General features: G+C 42.8%; 17 protein-coding genes (1 of these 17 running past the window's edge). 7 read left to right on the top strand and 10 right to left on the bottom strand.

The annotated features are described in order from the left end of the window. From CH376_RS19590 to CH376_RS19570, 5 genes are all read right to left on the bottom strand, one after another. The coding region (locus CH376_RS19590) for a phosphopantothenoylcysteine decarboxylase (RefSeq protein ID WP_133124669.1) at positions 1–356 on the bottom strand (356 nt) is incomplete at its 3' end. 22 nt (positions 357–378) lie between these two features. Then, the gene (locus CH376_RS19585) at positions 379–921 is read right to left on the bottom strand and encodes a phosphopantothenoylcysteine decarboxylase (protein ID WP_100785324.1); all 543 of its coding nucleotides are present in this window, start codon (positions 919–921) and stop codon (positions 379–381) included. 16 nt (positions 922–937) lie between these two features. Then, positions 938–2,275 (bottom strand): hemolysin family protein, encoded by a 1,338-nt coding sequence (locus CH376_RS19580; protein WP_100785323.1) that lies wholly within the window; start codon positions 2,273–2,275, stop codon positions 938–940. Between the two features lie 246 nt (positions 2,276–2,521). After that, positions 2,522–5,107, bottom strand: a complete 2,586-nt coding sequence (locus tag CH376_RS19575) for a tetratricopeptide repeat protein (RefSeq protein WP_100785322.1) — start codon at positions 5,105–5,107, stop codon at positions 2,522–2,524. A 6-nt stretch (positions 5,108–5,113) separates the two neighbouring features. Further along, positions 5,114–6,121, bottom strand: a complete 1,008-nt coding sequence (locus CH376_RS19570) for an NAD(P)H-dependent glycerol-3-phosphate dehydrogenase (protein WP_100785321.1) — start codon at positions 6,119–6,121, stop codon at positions 5,114–5,116. A 129-nt stretch (positions 6,122–6,250) separates the two neighbouring features. Between CH376_RS19570 and CH376_RS19565 the strand changes: the two genes are divergently transcribed. The 5 genes from CH376_RS19565 (at position 6,251) to recG (ending at position 11,315) form a co-directional block, all read left to right on the top strand. Next, positions 6,251–6,940 (top strand): hypothetical protein, encoded by a 690-nt coding sequence (locus tag CH376_RS19565; RefSeq protein WP_100785320.1) that lies wholly within the window; start codon positions 6,251–6,253, stop codon positions 6,938–6,940. A 114-nt stretch (positions 6,941–7,054) separates the two neighbouring features. After that, complete coding sequence (locus tag CH376_RS19560) at positions 7,055–8,056, top strand: metallophosphoesterase family protein (protein WP_100785319.1); 1,002 nt, start codon at positions 7,055–7,057, stop codon at positions 8,054–8,056. A gap of 1 nt (position 8,057) precedes the next feature. Further along, positions 8,058–8,735 carry a hypothetical protein gene (locus tag CH376_RS19555; protein ID WP_100785318.1) on the top strand — a complete coding sequence of 226 codons (678 nt, stop codon included), beginning with the start codon at positions 8,058–8,060 and terminating at the stop codon, positions 8,733–8,735. Next, a complete protein-coding gene (locus CH376_RS19550) occupies positions 8,732–9,154 on the top strand; it encodes a hypothetical protein (RefSeq protein WP_100785317.1) in 423 nt (140 codons plus the stop codon). Before CH376_RS19555 ends, CH376_RS19550 begins: the two co-directional genes overlap by 4 nt. Continuing rightward, positions 9,135–11,315, top strand: coding sequence for an ATP-dependent DNA helicase RecG (recG, locus tag CH376_RS19545; RefSeq protein WP_100785316.1), 2,181 nt, complete (start codon positions 9,135–9,137; stop codon positions 11,313–11,315). Before CH376_RS19550 ends, recG begins: the two co-directional genes overlap by 20 nt. Positions 11,316–11,360: 45 nt before the next feature. On the opposite strand, the gene CH376_RS19540 is transcribed toward recG, so the two are convergent. Next, a complete protein-coding gene (locus CH376_RS19540) occupies positions 11,361–11,708 on the bottom strand; it encodes a TIGR04452 family lipoprotein (RefSeq protein ID WP_100785456.1) in 348 nt (115 codons plus the stop codon). A 372-nt stretch (positions 11,709–12,080) separates the two neighbouring features. On the opposite strand from CH376_RS19540, the gene CH376_RS19530 reads away from it, so the two are divergent. Then, positions 12,081–12,833: a M15 family metallopeptidase gene (locus tag CH376_RS19530; protein ID WP_100785314.1), complete on the top strand. Its 753-nt coding sequence runs from the start codon at positions 12,081–12,083 to the stop codon at positions 12,831–12,833. Between the two features lie 4 nt (positions 12,834–12,837). Here the strand turns inward: CH376_RS19530 and galE are convergent, their stop codons facing one another. Next, complete coding sequence (gene galE / locus CH376_RS19525; protein ID WP_100785313.1) at positions 12,838–13,809, bottom strand: UDP-glucose 4-epimerase GalE; 972 nt, start codon at positions 13,807–13,809, stop codon at positions 12,838–12,840. Beyond that, a complete protein-coding gene (gene lpxA, locus CH376_RS19520) occupies positions 13,806–14,585 on the bottom strand; it encodes an acyl-ACP--UDP-N-acetylglucosamine O-acyltransferase (protein ID WP_100785312.1) in 780 nt (259 codons plus the stop codon). Before lpxA ends, galE begins: the two co-directional genes overlap by 4 nt. Before the next feature lie 148 nt (positions 14,586–14,733). Here lpxA and CH376_RS19515 point away from each other — a divergent pair, with 148 nt between their 5' ends. After that, positions 14,734–15,084 carry an Hpt domain-containing protein gene (locus CH376_RS19515; protein ID WP_100785311.1) on the top strand — a complete coding sequence of 117 codons (351 nt, stop codon included), beginning with the start codon at positions 14,734–14,736 and terminating at the stop codon, positions 15,082–15,084. A 967-nt stretch (positions 15,085–16,051) separates the two neighbouring features. Here the strand turns inward: CH376_RS19515 and CH376_RS19505 are convergent. Beyond that, on the bottom strand, positions 16,052–17,194 hold the full coding sequence (locus tag CH376_RS19505; RefSeq protein WP_100785309.1) for an N-acetylneuraminate synthase family protein: 1,143 nt from the start codon (positions 17,192–17,194) through the stop codon (positions 16,052–16,054). Between the two features lie 71 nt (positions 17,195–17,265). Continuing rightward, positions 17,266–17,419, bottom strand: the final stretch of a protein-coding gene (gene panB / locus CH376_RS19500) for a 3-methyl-2-oxobutanoate hydroxymethyltransferase (RefSeq protein ID WP_100785308.1). 644 nt of this gene lie beyond the right edge of the window; the window shows 154 of its 798 coding nt (coding positions 645–798); its start codon lies off the right edge, out of view; it ends in the stop codon at positions 17,266–17,268.

Here is a 17,419-nt window from a genome sequence, read left to right as displayed (position 1 = left end):
TCCAAGAGGAGGACTTCGCTCCCGTCCTCTTTTTTGATCTTCATCTCCCTGCTCTCCGCCGGTCGGAAGTCCGCCGGAGCCGCAGCCATAATCAAAATCGTACCCTCACAAATTTCAGAGAGCACCGCATCTCTCATTTCTAAAGTAGTTTCAACGCCAATCTTCTTGGAACCTTTGGGATTCTTATATTCGTCCATAACCTGACCGTGAATATAAGTCACGTTTTTGACCCAATTCCCGATCGCCTCGGCAATATGAAATCCCATCTTTCCGGAAGAAGCGTTCGAAATATAACGAACCGGGTCGATCCATTCTCTCGTGGGACCCGAGGTAACGACGGCTTTCGAAAAATTCATTCTTTGACTTCTCTTTCTTTATCTAAGAATTTCTTTTATATTCATCAACGATCATCTTTTGAATCACCGAGATTTCGGCTAATTTTCCATATCCTTCATCACCGCAAACGACGACGCCGTTGGCGGGATCCGCCAAAATAACTCCGTCTTCCGAAAGGCGTCTTAAATTTCTCTGAACGGAAGGATGAGCGTACATAAAAGGATTCATCGCGGGAGCGACGATCACAGGACAATTCGCGGCTAAATAAGTTGAGGTTACAAGATCGTCCGCAATTCCGTTTGCCATCTTACCTATGATGTTCGCTGTCGCAGGAACCACCGCCATGACCGAAGCGGAATTCTTAGCGTCAATGTGAGCCATACCTTCTTCGTATTCGTCGACCCTAACCTTTTTACCAGTCAAAGCCTCAAAGGTAATCGGACCGATAAATTCCGTCGCGTGAGAAGTCATAATCACAGTGACGGGAAAACCTTCCTTAGTAAGGTTTCTCACGAGCTCACAGGTCTTGTAAGCAGCAATACTTCCTGAAACCGCAATCAATATTTCTTTTCCAGGATTGGCCATTTTGATTTTCCGTATTCTACTTAGATTTAGACTGAGCCTTATTACTTAGGCTTCCTCTGGTAAAACGAACCGAAAGAATTTTATTCCCTTCCATCTTTTCAACGGTAAGAGTTCCGGACTGAAGAGAAATTGTAGAACCTTCCTGAGGCATGTCTTCCAATCTTCCGAGAATAAAACCCGCGATCGTTCGGATATCGCTGATTTCTTCGTCTTGAACTCCGACCAGGATTTCCTTGAGATCGTCCAATTCTGCCTCTCCGTCGATCGCAAAACTGTCCGAATGCTGAGACGGAAACGGATCCGTTTCATGATCGTCGGTTTCGTCTCTGATCTGTCCGAAAATTTCCTCGATGATATCCTCCAAAGTCAACAAACCGGAAACACCGCCGTATTCGTCGATGACGATCGCCATGTGCTGTTTGTTTTCTCTCAACTTCTGCATCACTTTTTCGATCGAAAGACCTTCCGGAACGAAGATCGGAGGTTGCATAATCGCTGTGACTTTTTCTTTTCTTCCTTTTTTGGAATTGGAAAGCCAAGTAAGATAAGTCTGAACGTGAATGATTCCGATGATCTTATCCGTGTTCCCTTCGTAGATCGGATATCTTGAAAAATGATGTTCCGCGATGATCGAAATCAAAGAATCCATCGTAGTTTCATGGGGGATTCCGATGATGCTCAGACGGTGGGTCATCACGTCCTTTGCCTGATGTTCGGAAAACTGAAACGTATTCTGGATGATCTGAAATTCTTCCTGATCGATCTTTCCCTGTTTATTCTGTTCTTCGATGATGATCATCAATTCTTCGGGAGAATGCATCATTCTACTTTTATTCTCTTGGATTCCCATCAGCTTGAGAAGAAAAGAAGTCAGCGCGTTTAAGAAAAACGTAATCGGATAAAACGTATAATAAAAGAAGAATAGAGGAATGCTGATAAAGAGCGCGATCTTTTCCGTATTCTGAATCGCAATCGTTTTCGGAAGAAGTTCTCCCAAAAGAATATGCAAAAAAGTGATAATCGTGAACGAAACAGTAATCGCCAAACCGTGAATCGTTGCTTCATTCGTGGAATAACCGAACATCTCCAAGATAAAGGTCAGCCATCTCGAAACATATCCCTCGCCGACCCAACCTAACAGAAGACTGGCGACCGTAATTCCGACCTGACAAACGGACAACATATCGTTGAGCTTTTGTGCGGCCCTTTTTGTAATCAGCGCGAGAGGGCGGTTCTCCTTGATCAATTCTTCCAAACGGGAAGGACGAATCGAAACCAAAGCAAATTCAGCGGATACGAAAAATCCGTTCGCAAATATTAAGAGAATGATGATGAAAAAGCCGATTAGTTCCATGTTTGGAGAATAGAGATTAGAGCGGATCTAAGATGATTTGATTTTAGAATGAGCCGTGTTTCGGAAGAAAAGGAACGGAAAGTCGATATCGTTGGAATGTAGAACTGACTACCTTCGGGGTCCATGTGAGTTTACTGGATAGAGTCCTTAGATTGGCGAAAAATGTCGATCGTTTAAAAGAAAAAAAACCGTACATTTTTTTATAATCAACGTTTATAAAAAGAGATAAAATAAGTTTCGCTCGGTCTATTCGATATGTTTGCGAATTCGAATTCCGCGAAAAGACGCTTCCGGTTCGTTCGTTTCTTGAGCAAGTTTTTCCAAAAGGTTTATGTCCGATTCCGAATTCAAATCCAAGGACTTGATATAATACATACGGTGAACGCCTGAATTGATCCAGAAAGAAACCCAATCCAAAAAATCTTCGGATCTTCCCTTCCAACCGTTTCCGCTCAAAGAATCCCTCGTAAAGATCAATCTCTGAGGCGTATTTCTAAAATCGTAACGACGGTGTAATCTCGAAAAACGAACCTGATCCTCTCCGCAGTTCCAAGCGTATTCGTTCAAACTTTCGGGAGAATTACCGTCCACTTTTAAATTCCACACCATCATAGAATGACTTCCGGTTAAAAGTTTATTCCCTTCGAAATAAGCGGAACCGATCTTTTCGAAGTTCGGTTTAACGGGAGAATCTCCGCTCCTACAATCCCCGACGTATACTCTTTCGATCTTCGGATTGTCTTCCTTCTTGCTGAATTTGGTAAACAATCGAAAATCGATGTCCGGAAATTCTTTCTTGAGATAATCGAAAGATTCCATCCCGGCGACGTTGAGATAAATCTGCATGCTGTCGTTTTTGGAAGAAGATTCCACCAGAGATTTTAACACCGTTTGTACGGTGAAGGAAGAAGCGGACTCGGAAGGAATTTCTTTCAGATCCAATTCCTGAGAATCTGCGGACTTCCAAAAAATGTATGTCCTTTTATCCCTTACAAAAACGCTCAAAACGGGAATATGGGATCTTTTGATTTCTTGATTTCGAAACGGATCGAACTCTTCCAATAGACGCGCAACTTCCGATCTTCGGATCTCGGATCTACTCGAAGTTAGATGTTCTTTAGGACCGGGATAAAATCCTCGGAAGGAGGAGATTCTTCTGCTTGTATCGATGATGGAGACTAACGTGTTCGGATATGCGTTGTTCCCCATCACTTCCTTTTGTTCCAATCTTGATAAGAATCCGAGAAGTTCGATCGTGTGACCGTGCGTGATATAATAATTGATCGCGGCGTCCGTAAACTCTCTTACTCCGTAAACAGCCGGAAGATAGTTTTTCAACTGCAAAAGCATATCGTCCGGTCTTCTTTGAATCGTAATCGCGATCGCTTGATCCAATGCGCTCTTTACGGTTTTCAGGGATCTCGATTCTTTATGGGAATAAAAAAGCCCCGTCAATCGGATCCATTCTTCCGTATAAACCGGATCCGCCGATTTTAGAATTCCGTATGCTTTCGTAAATTCGATGATCGCTTTTCTAAGATCGTTCTTCTTATAATGGATAAAACCGTTCAAAAGCGTGGAAGAATATTCCACTCTCTTCCATCCTTTGCTCTGCGCAAGAAACGTAATCTCAGTCGCCATCTTTCCCGCAACTTCCGGTTCGTCGTTCATAAGAATCTGAATGATTCTCAAACGGGTAAACAAATCGTCTTCGGTTAAATTCTTCGGAGTGGAAACGGACTTGAGCGCGTCGACCGCTTTGAAAGAACTCTTCGTTCTCCATATCGCCATCGAAATCAAATCCCTCGCGCTGTTGATGGAAATCGGCTCGCCCAAAAACGGATTGAGGATCGTCGAAGACCATTCTAAAAAATCAAGATTGAGATAATAATCCAGAGACTTCTTATAATCCTGATTGAGATATGCGATGGTACCTAACTTTAAATAAAGATGGTTTTTATAAGGAGTTCTCAAGTCGGGATGATATTTAAGAATATAATCCAAAACCTTTTCGGCGGAAACGAGATCTCCTCCGATCAAATAGTAGTAAGCCAATTTTTCATAGGAGTAACCGATGATTCTCCCGCTTAAATTTTCGGAGATGATGAGAATTTTTTGAAAATGAACCGCTTCTTTCGAAAGACCCAATTCCGCGAGTTGATCCGCGATATTGAAGATAAAATTGCTTAGAAAAGGAATGTATTTCAACTCAGGATCTTCCAAAAACGGGGCCAGAGTTCGATTTAAATTCAGATATTCCCTTTCATGAGACTTTGCCTCCGACTTAAAATCCTCGAGATATTTTTTCAGACGCAGAGTTTTACAAAGAGAATAGAATACGTTCTTACGGGAACATTTCAGATTATCGGGCGACTTTTTCTCGAATACGGAAGAATCGAAACCTTCCGCAAGTTCTTTCAGATACGGATTTTTTTCGTTCTTCGCAAATTGTGTGAGAAGATTCCGGGAAGAATCCTTAGAATTAAAATTTAATTCTTTTAGAATTCTTAATAAAATTCCACCGAGAACCAATTCCGGCTCCGCGTTCGTAGCGAGCTTTAAAATCGATTCATAACGCCTAACGTCTTTGTTGAGAATATAATATTCTCCGGCGTAAAAAAGAAAATCAGTTTTTTCTAATAGACTTAGAGTGTCAGGGAAGGAAGTAATCTCGGAGCTGGATTGAAAAACGGTTCTTCCGTTGAGATTGAATGAAAAACCGTCCGAACTCTTAGCCCATCCGAATTCTTGTTTTGACTGAGCCGCGATCGAATGAAAAGCGATAAAACTCAAAACAAAACAAATACAGAATTTAGAAGAAAGCAGCTTCAATGTAAATCAGACTGAAACGCCTTCTCTTTTTAAATCGCGCTTCATAAGGTCTTTCACAACTTCTTTCGGATTCTTACCTTCGTAAAGCATTTTATAGACTTCGTTTGTGATCGCCATTTCAATGCCTAACTTTTGAGAAAGTTCGTATGCGCTCTGAGTCGTCTTCACACCTTCGGCGACTTCGTTCATACTGGAAAGAATTTGTTCGAGTGTTTCTCCTTTGCCTAAACGAAATCCCACCGTACGATTTCGAGATTGTTCTCCGCAACAAGTGAGAATCAAATCCCCCATTCCGGAAGGTCCGAGGAAAGTCATCGGATCCGCTCCCAACTTCAAACCTATCTTTGTGATCTCGTTCAATCCTCTTGTAATCAACGCGGCTCGAGTATTTTGTCCAAAGCCGAGACCGTCGCTCACTCCTGCGGCAAGCGCGATCACGTTTTTCAAGGAACCGCCGACTTCAACGCCGACGACGTCCGGGGTCCAATACGTTCTAAAATATAAGAAGCTAAAGATTTCCTGCACCTTACGCGCAGTGGCTTCGTTCTTCGAAGCGATGCTCACGATCGTAGGAACCTTTTGAATGATTTCTTTAGCGAAAGACGGTCCTGAAAGATAAGAAAGATAGGCGTGATATTTTCCGGGAAGTTCCGATTCGAAAATTTCGGAAACAAGACGTAAGGTTCCGTTTTCGATTCCCTTACTCGCGGAAACGATAGGTACTTTTTCGGGAAGATACTCTTTGATTTCCCGCAAAATTTCCGTAAGCGCATGGGAAGGAGGAGAGGAAACGATCATGTCTTTTCCCTGAACGACCGCTTTGAGATCCTTGCTCGCCACCAGTTTTTCAGGAAGAATAAAAGTGGGAAGGTGTTTGTTATTGATATGATCTCGGTTGATGCTTTCGACCTGAGAATCGCTTCTGCACCAGAGAGTAACGTCGTAACCCTTATCAGCCAGTAAACTTCCCAAGGCAGTTCCAAAACTTCCCGATCCGATGACTCCGATTTTCATGAAAGCTCCTCAATCTCTATATCAAATCGAAAAAAATTCTTTCCCCGATAGGTTCTCAAGAATCAATCCCGACTTGGAATCAATAATTTAGTTTACTCTTCTTTACCCGCAAACTATTTTTGATCTCCCATGCTCAATTTGAGGAAACTCATAGGCTTTAACCCACTCGATCTTTTTACCGGATTTTCTTTGGAAAAAGAAAATCAAAAGAGCAATTATAAAATCACTCTCAAACTGCATTCTTTAAATAAAATTTTAAAAAAGAAAATTTTAGAATCGCAGGACCAACTCGAATCCCTCGAATTCGATTCCGGAAACGGAGTTCTCATTTTAACCGGACATTTTTCGATCAAAGGTTTGTTCTGGTCGAAATTCTTAAAAACGGATTCAGTCGATTACAACGTTACTCTCACACCGGTCCGCGTAGTTCAAAATCAAGTTCGTCTTCAAATTCAATCGTTTCGTCTTTTCAGTCATACGCCGAGAAAGATAGATCCGATTCGTATCTTTTCAAAAATATTTCAGTTTCATAGAAGACTCATTTTAGAAACAATCGTGGAAGAGATTCCGGAGATTCTTAGGCTGACCGGGATTCGCAACGTGATTACCGTCAACATGGACACGTTTCTTTCGGAGATTCCCGACCTAGCGGGAAAAATTACGATCCAAAAGGTGATCCCTGAAAAAGGAAACGTCTTCTTGTTTGTAAAATCGGGAACGATTCTTAAACCGCTTTTGGATTTTTTTGGCCCTGAATATATAAGAATCGAACCGATTTCCGAAAATGAGGATTCCCTTCTTCTCCTGTGGAGAGACTAATCATTAGAAAGGTTGGACATTTCACAACCCGTTCCTAAACTGAGTGTACCGGGTTCTCTTTTTGTTAAGAGACTGTAGCGAAAAAGAGACGGTACAATCTCTGGATCGATAGAAATGAAAATCATTTACCTGACAGATATCCACGACGGGCTTCGCGGCTTGAAGGAAATTCTTCAGCAAACCACCGCCGATCTATATCTCTTTTCCGGAGACATCATCTACAAAGCATTTTTTAGCACGGATCGAATCATAGAATTTTGTACGATTCAAGAAGAGATGTATCGTATCTCCCAAGATCAAAAAGAGGAAATCAACGCGTATGATTATGCGACAAGAGCGATTCGATTTCCCGAAAAATATCCCGCGGACATCGTAGAAAAATCCAAAGAATACAGAACTCTCTTTCATCAAGCTGCGAAGACGATGAAGGAAAAATACGAACTCATCGAAATCATCATTCAAAAATACGCGACGGCTCCTGTGAGAGTTCTTCCGGGCAACTACGATATCGATCTGCAATACAGCGCTCTTTATGAAAGGGACATTCATAGAAAGACCTTCGAACAAGACGGTTATAAATTTGCAGGCTACGGCGGAGCTCCGATTCTTACTTCCGGAATTCCTGAAAAGTTAGCGGTGAAGTTCCACGAATACAATCGAAACGGAAAGAGCTACAGCGAACCGGAAGATTTTTTCAAAGAGGAACAACCGGACGTGGTCGTGATCCACAACCCTCCTTACGGTTTTTTGGATAAGATTCCGAATTACGGAAACGTAGGCTCACAGGGAATACGAAGATTCTTAGACGACTATTCTCCCGCGCTGGTCGTTTCCGGTCACGTTCACGAAGACCAAGGGATCGTTAAAAAAGGAAAGACCGTATTCTTAAATCCTTCCAACTTCGGGGCCGTAGATTCCGTCTTCGGTTTTCAACCGGGCGGTTTTTTCTCGGAAATATTTTTAGAAAATGGGCTTGTAGAAACCGTAAAATTGAATAGACTGGTGGACCACAAAATTCGCCTGTTAATGGAAGTAGATTGCAAAGGGAATTCTCCCGAGGTTAAATTTGTAAGTCAGGATTCGGAGGTGTCGGCGGATGATTTTGTGAGAATCTAAAATGACGATCCCAACTTTTAAAAACAATCCTACCATTCAAAAATTTACCGGACTCAAAAGGTATTTCCGCTCTCACGAAACTCATATCTCCAGAGAAAGAATCGAAGACTTTAAAAAATTCTCCAAATTGATCAATTACGGCGGCGACATCGTCGCATTCGATATTTTAGGATCCCTCAACTTCGGCCAAGCTACCGCGGAATCCGATACCGATATTGTGATGTACACTCGATGCGAAAACACAAAGATGGGCGAGTGCGGAATGGAAGACTGTTATAAGATCGCTTTATTTAAACATTTGTTTATGAATCTTGTCACATACGAACACAGCAGAGATGCGTATAAACTGGAAATCGTGGATTGTATCAATCTCAATCAGCTGGAAGCGGATATTCGAGCGGGACAATCGGATTCGGAATTAGTGATACGATTTTGTTTTTATCGTTCCATTTGTAGAGGAGTGAATCGAAAACTTCTTAGAAAGTATGAAAAAGAAATCGGAGAAAACATTCCTCTCAGCGAATCTCTCGCAGAATCCATCGAAAATTGTTTTAACGGGATCGTTCAGACTTCGCAGCATACGTATTCTTTTCATAAGTATTCGCACCGATTGCAGGATAAGGGAATCGGGCTTTCTCCGGGTATGGCGGCGAAAATTAAGGATTATCTAAAACAATGATCGGTTTTTTTACCGTTATGCTCTGCTTGGGAGTGGCCGCGATTTTTTTCCACCTTCTTCATTCCGTGGACACAAAACGAATCGACAAAGCTGAGAAAAAAAGGGATCTAGAAAACGGAGTTTCAAGAGAATACGGAGATCCTAAAAAAGTTTACGGAAAAAACTGGGATTCGAATCTTCCCAAACCGAGGATTTGTCCGGTCTGCGGAAAATACTTGCAAAAAACGGAATATTTATACGCCATCATTTCGGAACCTTCTTCTCCCGGAATCAAAAGACACGCGAGAATCTACGGCTGCAGATATTGTTATCTCGGCTTAGGCGAAGAATCCGCGGCAGAAAAACAAAACGCCGATCCTCAAAGTCAGGATCCGGAATGGACTCCGACACAAGTAAAGGATGAAGAACTCGGTCTCTAAATCTGAAAATACGAACGGAATCTCGGCGCTTCTCTCTCCGGTTACCGTGATCAAAGGAATCGGACCTTCGAAGGCGGGCGCGCTCGCGTCCATCGGCATTCATACTCTTCAGGATCTGCTTAACTTTTTTCCGAGAAGATATCTGGATCGAAATCTAACGGACAACGTTCTCCTTAAAACGGGAGAAACCGTGACCCTGATCTTGGAAGTCGTGGACGCATATCTCGCCCACGGAAAAAAATCCAGGCTCGTCGTCGGCGCCAAGACAAGAAACAATGAAAGAATCTCCCTGGTTTTTTTCCGCGGCGTAAATTTTTTTCAAAGAATTTTTCAACCGGGAACAACGGTTGTGGCAACGGGAAAGTTGGAATTCTTCCGAGGCTTTCAACTCATTCATCCTGACTATGAAATTCTTACGAGTGCGATCAAACCTACTTACACGGTAACCTCTTCGACTTCCAAAAAAAAAGAAGGCGTCAAAGAAGCGGAGGAAGAACCCGCGGAACTCCCGGAGATGATCCACGCTGGAAGAATCATTCCCTTGTATCCTTCGGGAGAGGCTCTGAAATCGGAAGGATTGGATTCGAGAGGATTCCGGAAAATTCTTTATCTCGCTTTGGAAACCTTGAAGGGTAAAATTCCCGAAATTCTTCCCAAACAAATCATGGTCAAAAGAGAACTCGTTGCAAGAGAAGAATCGTATCGTGAGATTCATTTTCCAACCGACGAAAACGCTCTAGAAAAGGCGAGATACAGACTTAAATACGAGGAATTGTTCTACTTCAATCTTCTTATCGAACACAAAAAGAAAGAAAGGGAAAAGATCAAACGGATTCTTTGGCCTTTGCCGGATTCAAAAACCGCTTTGACGGTTCGCAAAAATCTCCCCTTTCAACTGACCGAAGATCAGGAAAACGCGATTCAAAAAATCGGTGAATTGACCGCGAGAGAACAACCCGCCGCCGTTCTATTACAAGGCGACGTCGGTTCGGGGAAAACGTTAGTCGCTCTTTTGACCGCCCTTCGTTATTTGGACAATCAGATTCAAGTCTGTATGGTCGCGCCCACGGAAATTCTAGCGAGACAACACTACCAAACGATTCTAGGATTTTTAGGGAATATGCCTTTTTTGGGAATAGAACTTCTTGTAGGAAAGGAACCTAAAAAAAATCGCTACGAAAAACTTTATCGAATCAAAAAAGGAGACACGTTATTCGTCATTGGAACGCACAGCGTGTTTCAGGAAGACGTAGAATTCTTAGATCTAGGACTTGTAATCATCGACGAGCAACACAAGTTCGGCGTGGACCAAAGGGAGGCCCTTCGTTCCAAGGGAAAGAATCCGGATATTCTCGCGATGACGGCGACTCCGATTCCTAGAACTCTTTGTCTTACCCTCTACGGGGATTTGGATTTACTTACCATCAAATCCAAACCCAAAGGAAGAATGCCGATCCAAACAAAATGGTTTCAAGAAGACAGAAGGGACGGAATCTATAAATCCATCCGCAAATACGTTTCTGCGGGAAGACAGTGTTATATCGTCTATCCTTTGGTGGAAGAATCGGAAAAGGTCGATCTCAAATCCTGTATCGAGGCTTACGAACAACTCAAACACGAAATTTTTCCCGATTTTCAAGTTGGACTCGTTCACGGCAAAATGGAAACCGAAGAAAAAGATCGGGTCATGAAAGAATTTTCCAAAAATAGAATCCAGATCCTCGTGTCAACGACGGTCATCGAAGTGGGAATCGACGTTCCGAATTCTACAGTTATGATGATCGAACACGCCGATCGATTCGGTATTTCGCAACTTCATCAGCTCAGAGGTCGAGTTGGGCGGGGGGATCAGGAAAGTTTTTGTATTTTGATGACGGATTCTAAGGTTACGGACGATGCAAAAGTGAGACTTGAAGCGATGGTGAACTTATCGGACGGATTCGCGTTATCCGAAATCGACCTTCAACTCCGCGGCCCCGGAGAATTGTTGGGAGTTCGTCAGAGCGGTCTTCCTGATTTCAGAATCGCGGACCTGAGAGAAGATTCTAAACTGATCGAATTGACGAGAGAAGACGCTACGTTGTTCGGAAATCCCGGAGATTTGGAAAAGGAAGAAATTCGAGGAAGATTCAGCGAAGGGAGATTGTTATTCTCGAACTGAAAAGCGACAGACGACCTTAGATCGTCTGTCATTGGAAAATTCTTTTTAGTAAACATACCAGAGAACGTATTCTCTCGGTTCTAAGTTACAATTGAACCCGCCGATATCGACCGTAAGAACGTTGATCAAAAGAGCCGAGTTCGAACAATTATCGACGTCCACTTTTTTGTAGTAACGATCTTCGTCCACCTTTGCCAACTGCGGAGAGATGACTGCAATCACCGCGGAAGAATCGGGCACAGCCACGGCTCCTATCAATGCACTCGTTAGAATTTGATTCTTCGCTTCGGTTCCGGAAACCGTATCCGGAATGGAAAATCCGATAGAATCAAAAAGGTAACAATTCGTAAGCAAGAGAAAAGGAATCAAGGAAGTGATGAACCACTTTTTCATTGGAAAGAATCTCCCTGAATTTTTTTTCCTAAAAACCATATCCTAAGTTATAAGCATAGCGTTTTCCAGAATGAACAACCGACAATACGGAAAGAACAAAGATTCGCTGATCAATTTTTGGACGGAACTCCGGATAAATCTCCCGAGTTTTACCGCTCGCGATTCTTACGGAACTCAAACGAACTCCGTAAAGTATCGATTCATAGGAGTTCCTACAAAAGACAACAAGAGTCCTTTAAAGAAGGAGGACTCTTCCGTTCGAAATTTGGACGGAACTCCGGATAAAATCCCATCACAAAGACAATTTTCCATTTTTTCACGCGCAAAAACCCATTGCAGAGAGGCCCAAATTTTTCATTCTGACAACTATCTATGAAAATTCTAATCTCCATCTTTGCGATCTTAGTTATACAAAATCCTCTCTTTTCTCAAAACGTAAATCTTTCGGGCGTTCCCAACGAATCGTATGTCCTCGGAGATTTTAAGCAAGAAGCCGCCTTAATATCCTATTCCAATCCCGGGGAATCTCGAATTCATTATCTGAGAAAAGACGTTTTAGAAAAACTCTCAGAACTCTTTCAATCGTATCAAAGGGAAAATCCGGAGGAAAAACAAAAACCGTTTATCGTATCCGCGTTTCGCTCCTTTAAGGATCAAAAAGGAATCTGGGAGGAAAAATATACGGGCAAAAGAAAAATGAGAGCGGCCGTCCAAGGAAAAACACCGCAAGAAATTATTTCCTTAATTTTAGAATTCTCCAGCGCGCCTGGGACTTCCAGACATCACTGGGGAACGGACGTCGATCTCAACGCATTAGAAAATTCTTATTTTGAAAAAGGGGGAAGAGGAGAAAAATTCTATCTCTGGATGCAAAAAAACGCAAAACGTTTCGGTTTCTGCCAACCCTATTCGCCCAAAAATTCCAGAGGGAACAAAGGTTATAACGAGGAAAAATGGCATTGGTCTTACGCTCCCGTTGCGAACAAATTGCAGGAAGAATGGGTGCACCTCTTCAAAGAAGGAAAAATTCAGTTTAAAGGAAAATTTTCAGGAGGAGAATTTTTAGAAACTCTCCCTCTGGAATACGTGACTTCCGTGAACCCTGAGTGTAAAACGATCCGTTGATCAATCAGGCAGGATTCCGATAAACATCCCACATCGTCTTGAGAAGAGTTTTCGCATCGCTGTATTCAGGAGTCCACTTTAACAGCTGTTTTGCGACGCTCGAAGAAGCAAGCAACTCGGCAGGATCACCGGCTCTTCTTCCGGAAATCCGATGAGGGATCGGTTTTCCGACCACCTCTTCCGCCAGACGGATCATTTCCAAAACGGAATATCCTTTTTCAGATCCTAAATTCACCGTGAGGGATTTTTTTTCAGAATCCAAATACTCCAGACTCAAAACATGGGCTTTTGCAAGGTCGCTAACGTGAATATAATCTCGAATACAACTTCCGTCCGGAGTTTCATAATCCGTACCGAAAACTTCAAAATCCTTTCGCATTCCCGAAGCGGCTTCCATAATGATAGGAAGAAGATTTGCGGGAGTTCTTTCCAAACCTTTGACTCTTCCTTTCGGATCGTAGCCTGCCGCATTAAAATAACGTAATGCTGCAAAACGAAAACCTTTGAGAGAATCGAACCATCTTAGATTTTCTTCGATCGCCAACTTCGTATAACCGTAATAATTTTCCGGATGAAGGGGATGTTTTTCATCCACAGGAAGATATTTCGGCGCTCCATAGACCGCCGCGGAAGAAGAAAAGATAAAGCGTTTTGTCCCCGCCTTTTCCATAAAGGTGAGAAGTTTTATAGTTCCGCTGATATTATTGAGAGCGTATTTGGAAGGATCGGTCATGGATTCACCCGCAGCTTTCCAAGCAGCAAAATGAAAAACGGCGTCGACGGGTTTAGAAAACGCTTTTTCCAGAATCGATTCGTCCTGGATATTTCCCTGGATGAGTTCCACGCCGGGAAACAAATTCGCTTTGTTTCCCTTTTCTAAATTGTCCACGATCAAAAGGTCGTGTTGTTTTTCTAGGAGAAGAGCTACGACATGACTTCCGATATAACCGGCGCCGCCTGTGATTAAAATTCTCACCTGTGATCCGTCACTCCCCTATCGCTGTCTCTAAAGAATTTTATAATATACTTAACCGGCTCTATCAGATTGCCGGAGGCTTCCAATTCTTCCAGCGCTTTTTTTGTGGTCAGTTTAGAATGGTATATCACCTTGTAAGCGTGCTTGATCGCGTTTCTGACTTCAGGGGAAAATCCTGCGCGTTTCATACCTACGCTGTTTAATCCTACGACCGTGCTCGGATTTCCGTCGACCGTGGAATAAGGCGGAACGTCTTGGACCACTTTTGCAAGACCCGCAACCATCGCGTAATCTCCGACAAAACAAAATTGATGAACGGCAGCGAGTCCGGAAATAAAAGCAAAACTTCCGAGAGTAACGTGACCAGCTAAAACACAACCGTGAGTAAGGATATTATTGTTCCCTAAAATGCAGTCGTGACCGACATGAGCGTTCCCCATAAAATAGTTTTTGTTTCCGATCACGGTTGGAGAATCTTCTTTCGTTCCCTTATGAATGTTTGCATATTCTCTAAAAATATTATGATCGCCGATGATCGTTTTAGTCAAGAGCTGTTGATTGAATCCCAAATCCTGGGGCATCACCCCAATCACAGCGCCTTGGTGAAAACGGTTGAATTTTCCGATTTCACTTCCCGCGCAAATTTTAACGTGATTTTCGATCACGGTTCCTTCTTGGATGGATACGTGACCTTCTATAATGGAATAAGGACCGACCTCGACGGATTCGTGTAATTCCGCTCTTGAGTCGATAATCGCAGTCGGATGAATTTTCATTTAGACCTCACTTAGGTTCTAAAATACAAAAATCGACTCGGCTTTTTTGTTCAAGCTTTTAAAAGATGCCTTGAACTGAGAGGTCTTTCACTGAAAAGTAGCTTGCCGAATCTAAAAAAAATCGGATAGTTGGAACGAGGTTGTAACCATGCTTGTGGACTGGAACAGACTGGATTCCCTAAAACAGGGAGACGACGAAGAAGAAGCCGCTTGGCTCAAAGAAATGGTGGAATCCTTACTTTCCAACATGGAAGTTCGTATTAAGAACATCGTTCGCTTTACGGAAGAAAAAAAAGAATCGGATCTTCAAGCCGAACTCCATCAAACAAAAGGTGTTTCCGCTAACTTCGGATTGGAAGATCTGAGAGCGCTCGTTACGGAAGCGGAACAAAAATTAAAATCCGGCGATTCCAACGCTTCTTTTGTATTAAGTCTAAAAACACCAGCGACTTGGGAATCCACAAGGGAAGAATTAAAGAAGAAATTCGAGATTCAATAGACGTTCTGAACGTTTAGAATTTCTTTTCAAAAAAATAATCGCCGCTCATTCTCTTAGGTTTTATTGGAAAGAATTTAGAAACTTCCTTAGTTGAAACTCAACTCAAAGGAGGCAGTCTTTCGGAACCTCTTACAACCACTCAGATCGTCTAAGCCCACACGATAACATTAGATTTTTTTAAAGAATCATTCACTCTGCCTTCGATACTTTATAAAAGTTTTTTTTGCGCGATAATTTGTAGTAACAATGGAAACCACTCTTGAGTTGAAATTCAGCTTTCATTCAAAACGTGTCCTAAAAATCCTTTGAGTAAAATAGAATTCTTTCGAAAGCTCAACGTCCTCCGATTAATTCAAAATAAAATGAAGTCGGTTCGCGGAAATTGTAGGAGTTCCTACGTTTTTTAAGTTCTAAATTAATTATGAACGTGAAAATTTAACTTGTGGTCGGAAGTCCGGGCACTTTTCTTCAAAACCCGACGTTGAAAAAAGCGGAATTCATTTTACAGATCCTCTTTGTTAGAATTCCGACATCCACTGATCCTTTCTCCGGTCAAAAAATGATGGAGTTCCCACACTTGTTTGTTTTAAAAGCAAATGATAGAAATAGGAAAATCGAAGGAGTTCCTACAAACGCACTTTCTTGCACAAGGGTTTTCAAAGCGGAGTTCCGACCAACCCGCCCTTGCGTGAGCGGGTTGGAAGGCGCGTAAGCGTCCTCGCAGAGGACGAGCGGGAATCCGCGAGCCTGGAAACACGCGACTCGAGCGAAAGCGAAGAGGCACGCCCAAAAATAAATCAACAAGTGAGTTCTTCTCAATACGATCGAGGTCCGCATTGGATCCATAAAAAAGGCGACCTGGAAAATTCCAAGATCGCCTTGCGATTTAAACCGAGACCGTCCAAAGCCTAAGACCTTGAATGATCTTCGTTTTAAAAAATTGTTTCCGCGTTTTTAGTTCGAGTTTTTACTTTCCCGATTTCCGTTTCACGAAATAAGAATCCACGTCATCCGTAATCGGACGAATCGCCTCTTCGTATTTCAAAATCGATTGAACGGCTTTCTCATAGATGCTCATAAGGAGTGCTTGTGCAGCGTCGCACATCTGTTCCTTTCTGAATTCTTCCACGTGAAGAGTTTCGGTGATCGATCCGTCCGGATTGAACGGAAGAGAAGCCAGAAGATTGGAGATCACGATCTTATCGTCTCCCGCTACGTGAGAAGGATCGTATATCACCGGAAGAATCGTCTGATTCTTCACGTGAGTGATCACGTTCAAGTCCGGAGTATTTCTGCAATATCCTTCCTTGATAAAAAGCGTCTTCACCCCTCTCTCACAAAGAACTATATTCAAATTTCCTTGATTAGCGATGTATTCCGCGGCGGAAAACCATTCTACCGCTTCGTTTCCAAAACCTCTTTTGAGAATCACCGGTTTACCGGTTCTTCCCACCGCTTCGAGAAGTTCGAAGTCCTGTGCGTTTCTCGTTCCGATCTGAATCATATCGGCGTGTTTTGCGACTTCTTCCGCCATCGTATGATCCATCACTTCGGTCACGTAAGGAAGCCCGGTTTCGGCCTTCACCTTATCCATCATCGCAATTCCTTCCCAACCAAGTCCTCTCCAATCGGTAGGACGAGTGCGGGGCTTGAACGCTCCGCCTCGAAAGATGATTCTATCTAAGATATTGTATTTTTTACCGAGTTCTACGGCTTGTTTTGCGATCGTTAGAGTTTGTTCATACGTTTGCGGAGAATCCGGTCCAACGATAAAAATATGTTTTCCGGTCCCGAACTTTCGAACGAGTCCGTCCGGACCTTTTACTTCTACGATTCTTGTTTCTCTGTGAACCACTTCTCCGTTTTTACCGGCCGCGGTTTTTGCGATGTTTTTATACGGAATGGACACGTTCCAGATTTTTGCGACCCCGGGGAGTTCTTTGACATAGCCTTCTTTTTCGGAAACTTTACGGGTATCTCCTATGAAATGAATCGTATCCGATACCGCGGCTCCGCGGATGATTTCGGTTTGATTCCCGCATTCTTTTGCCAGTTCTTTGATGATGGCCTCCGTTTCTGGATGACCTTTTTCTAACTCAACTATGTCCACACTTCACTCCGAACGGGATCTCTCCCTTTGTTATACAAGCTTCTGTTCCTCTCATTATCGTCAAGAATTCATCAGAAACTGTGATCTTTCCCCGGAAACTCTCCGGATTTTACTTCCTTATGATAATTTCCCACCGCATCTTTCACGATCGAATGCAGATTGGAAAACTTCTTCAAAAACTTGGGCTGAAAACTTGCGTCAGTTCCGAGCAAATCGTTCAAGACA

The organism is Leptospira adleri, from assembly GCF_002811985.1.
In the GTDB taxonomy this organism is placed as follows: Bacteria; Spirochaetota; Leptospiria; order Leptospirales; family Leptospiraceae; genus Leptospira; species Leptospira adleri.
This window is presented reverse-complemented; position numbering and strand designations above follow the sequence as displayed.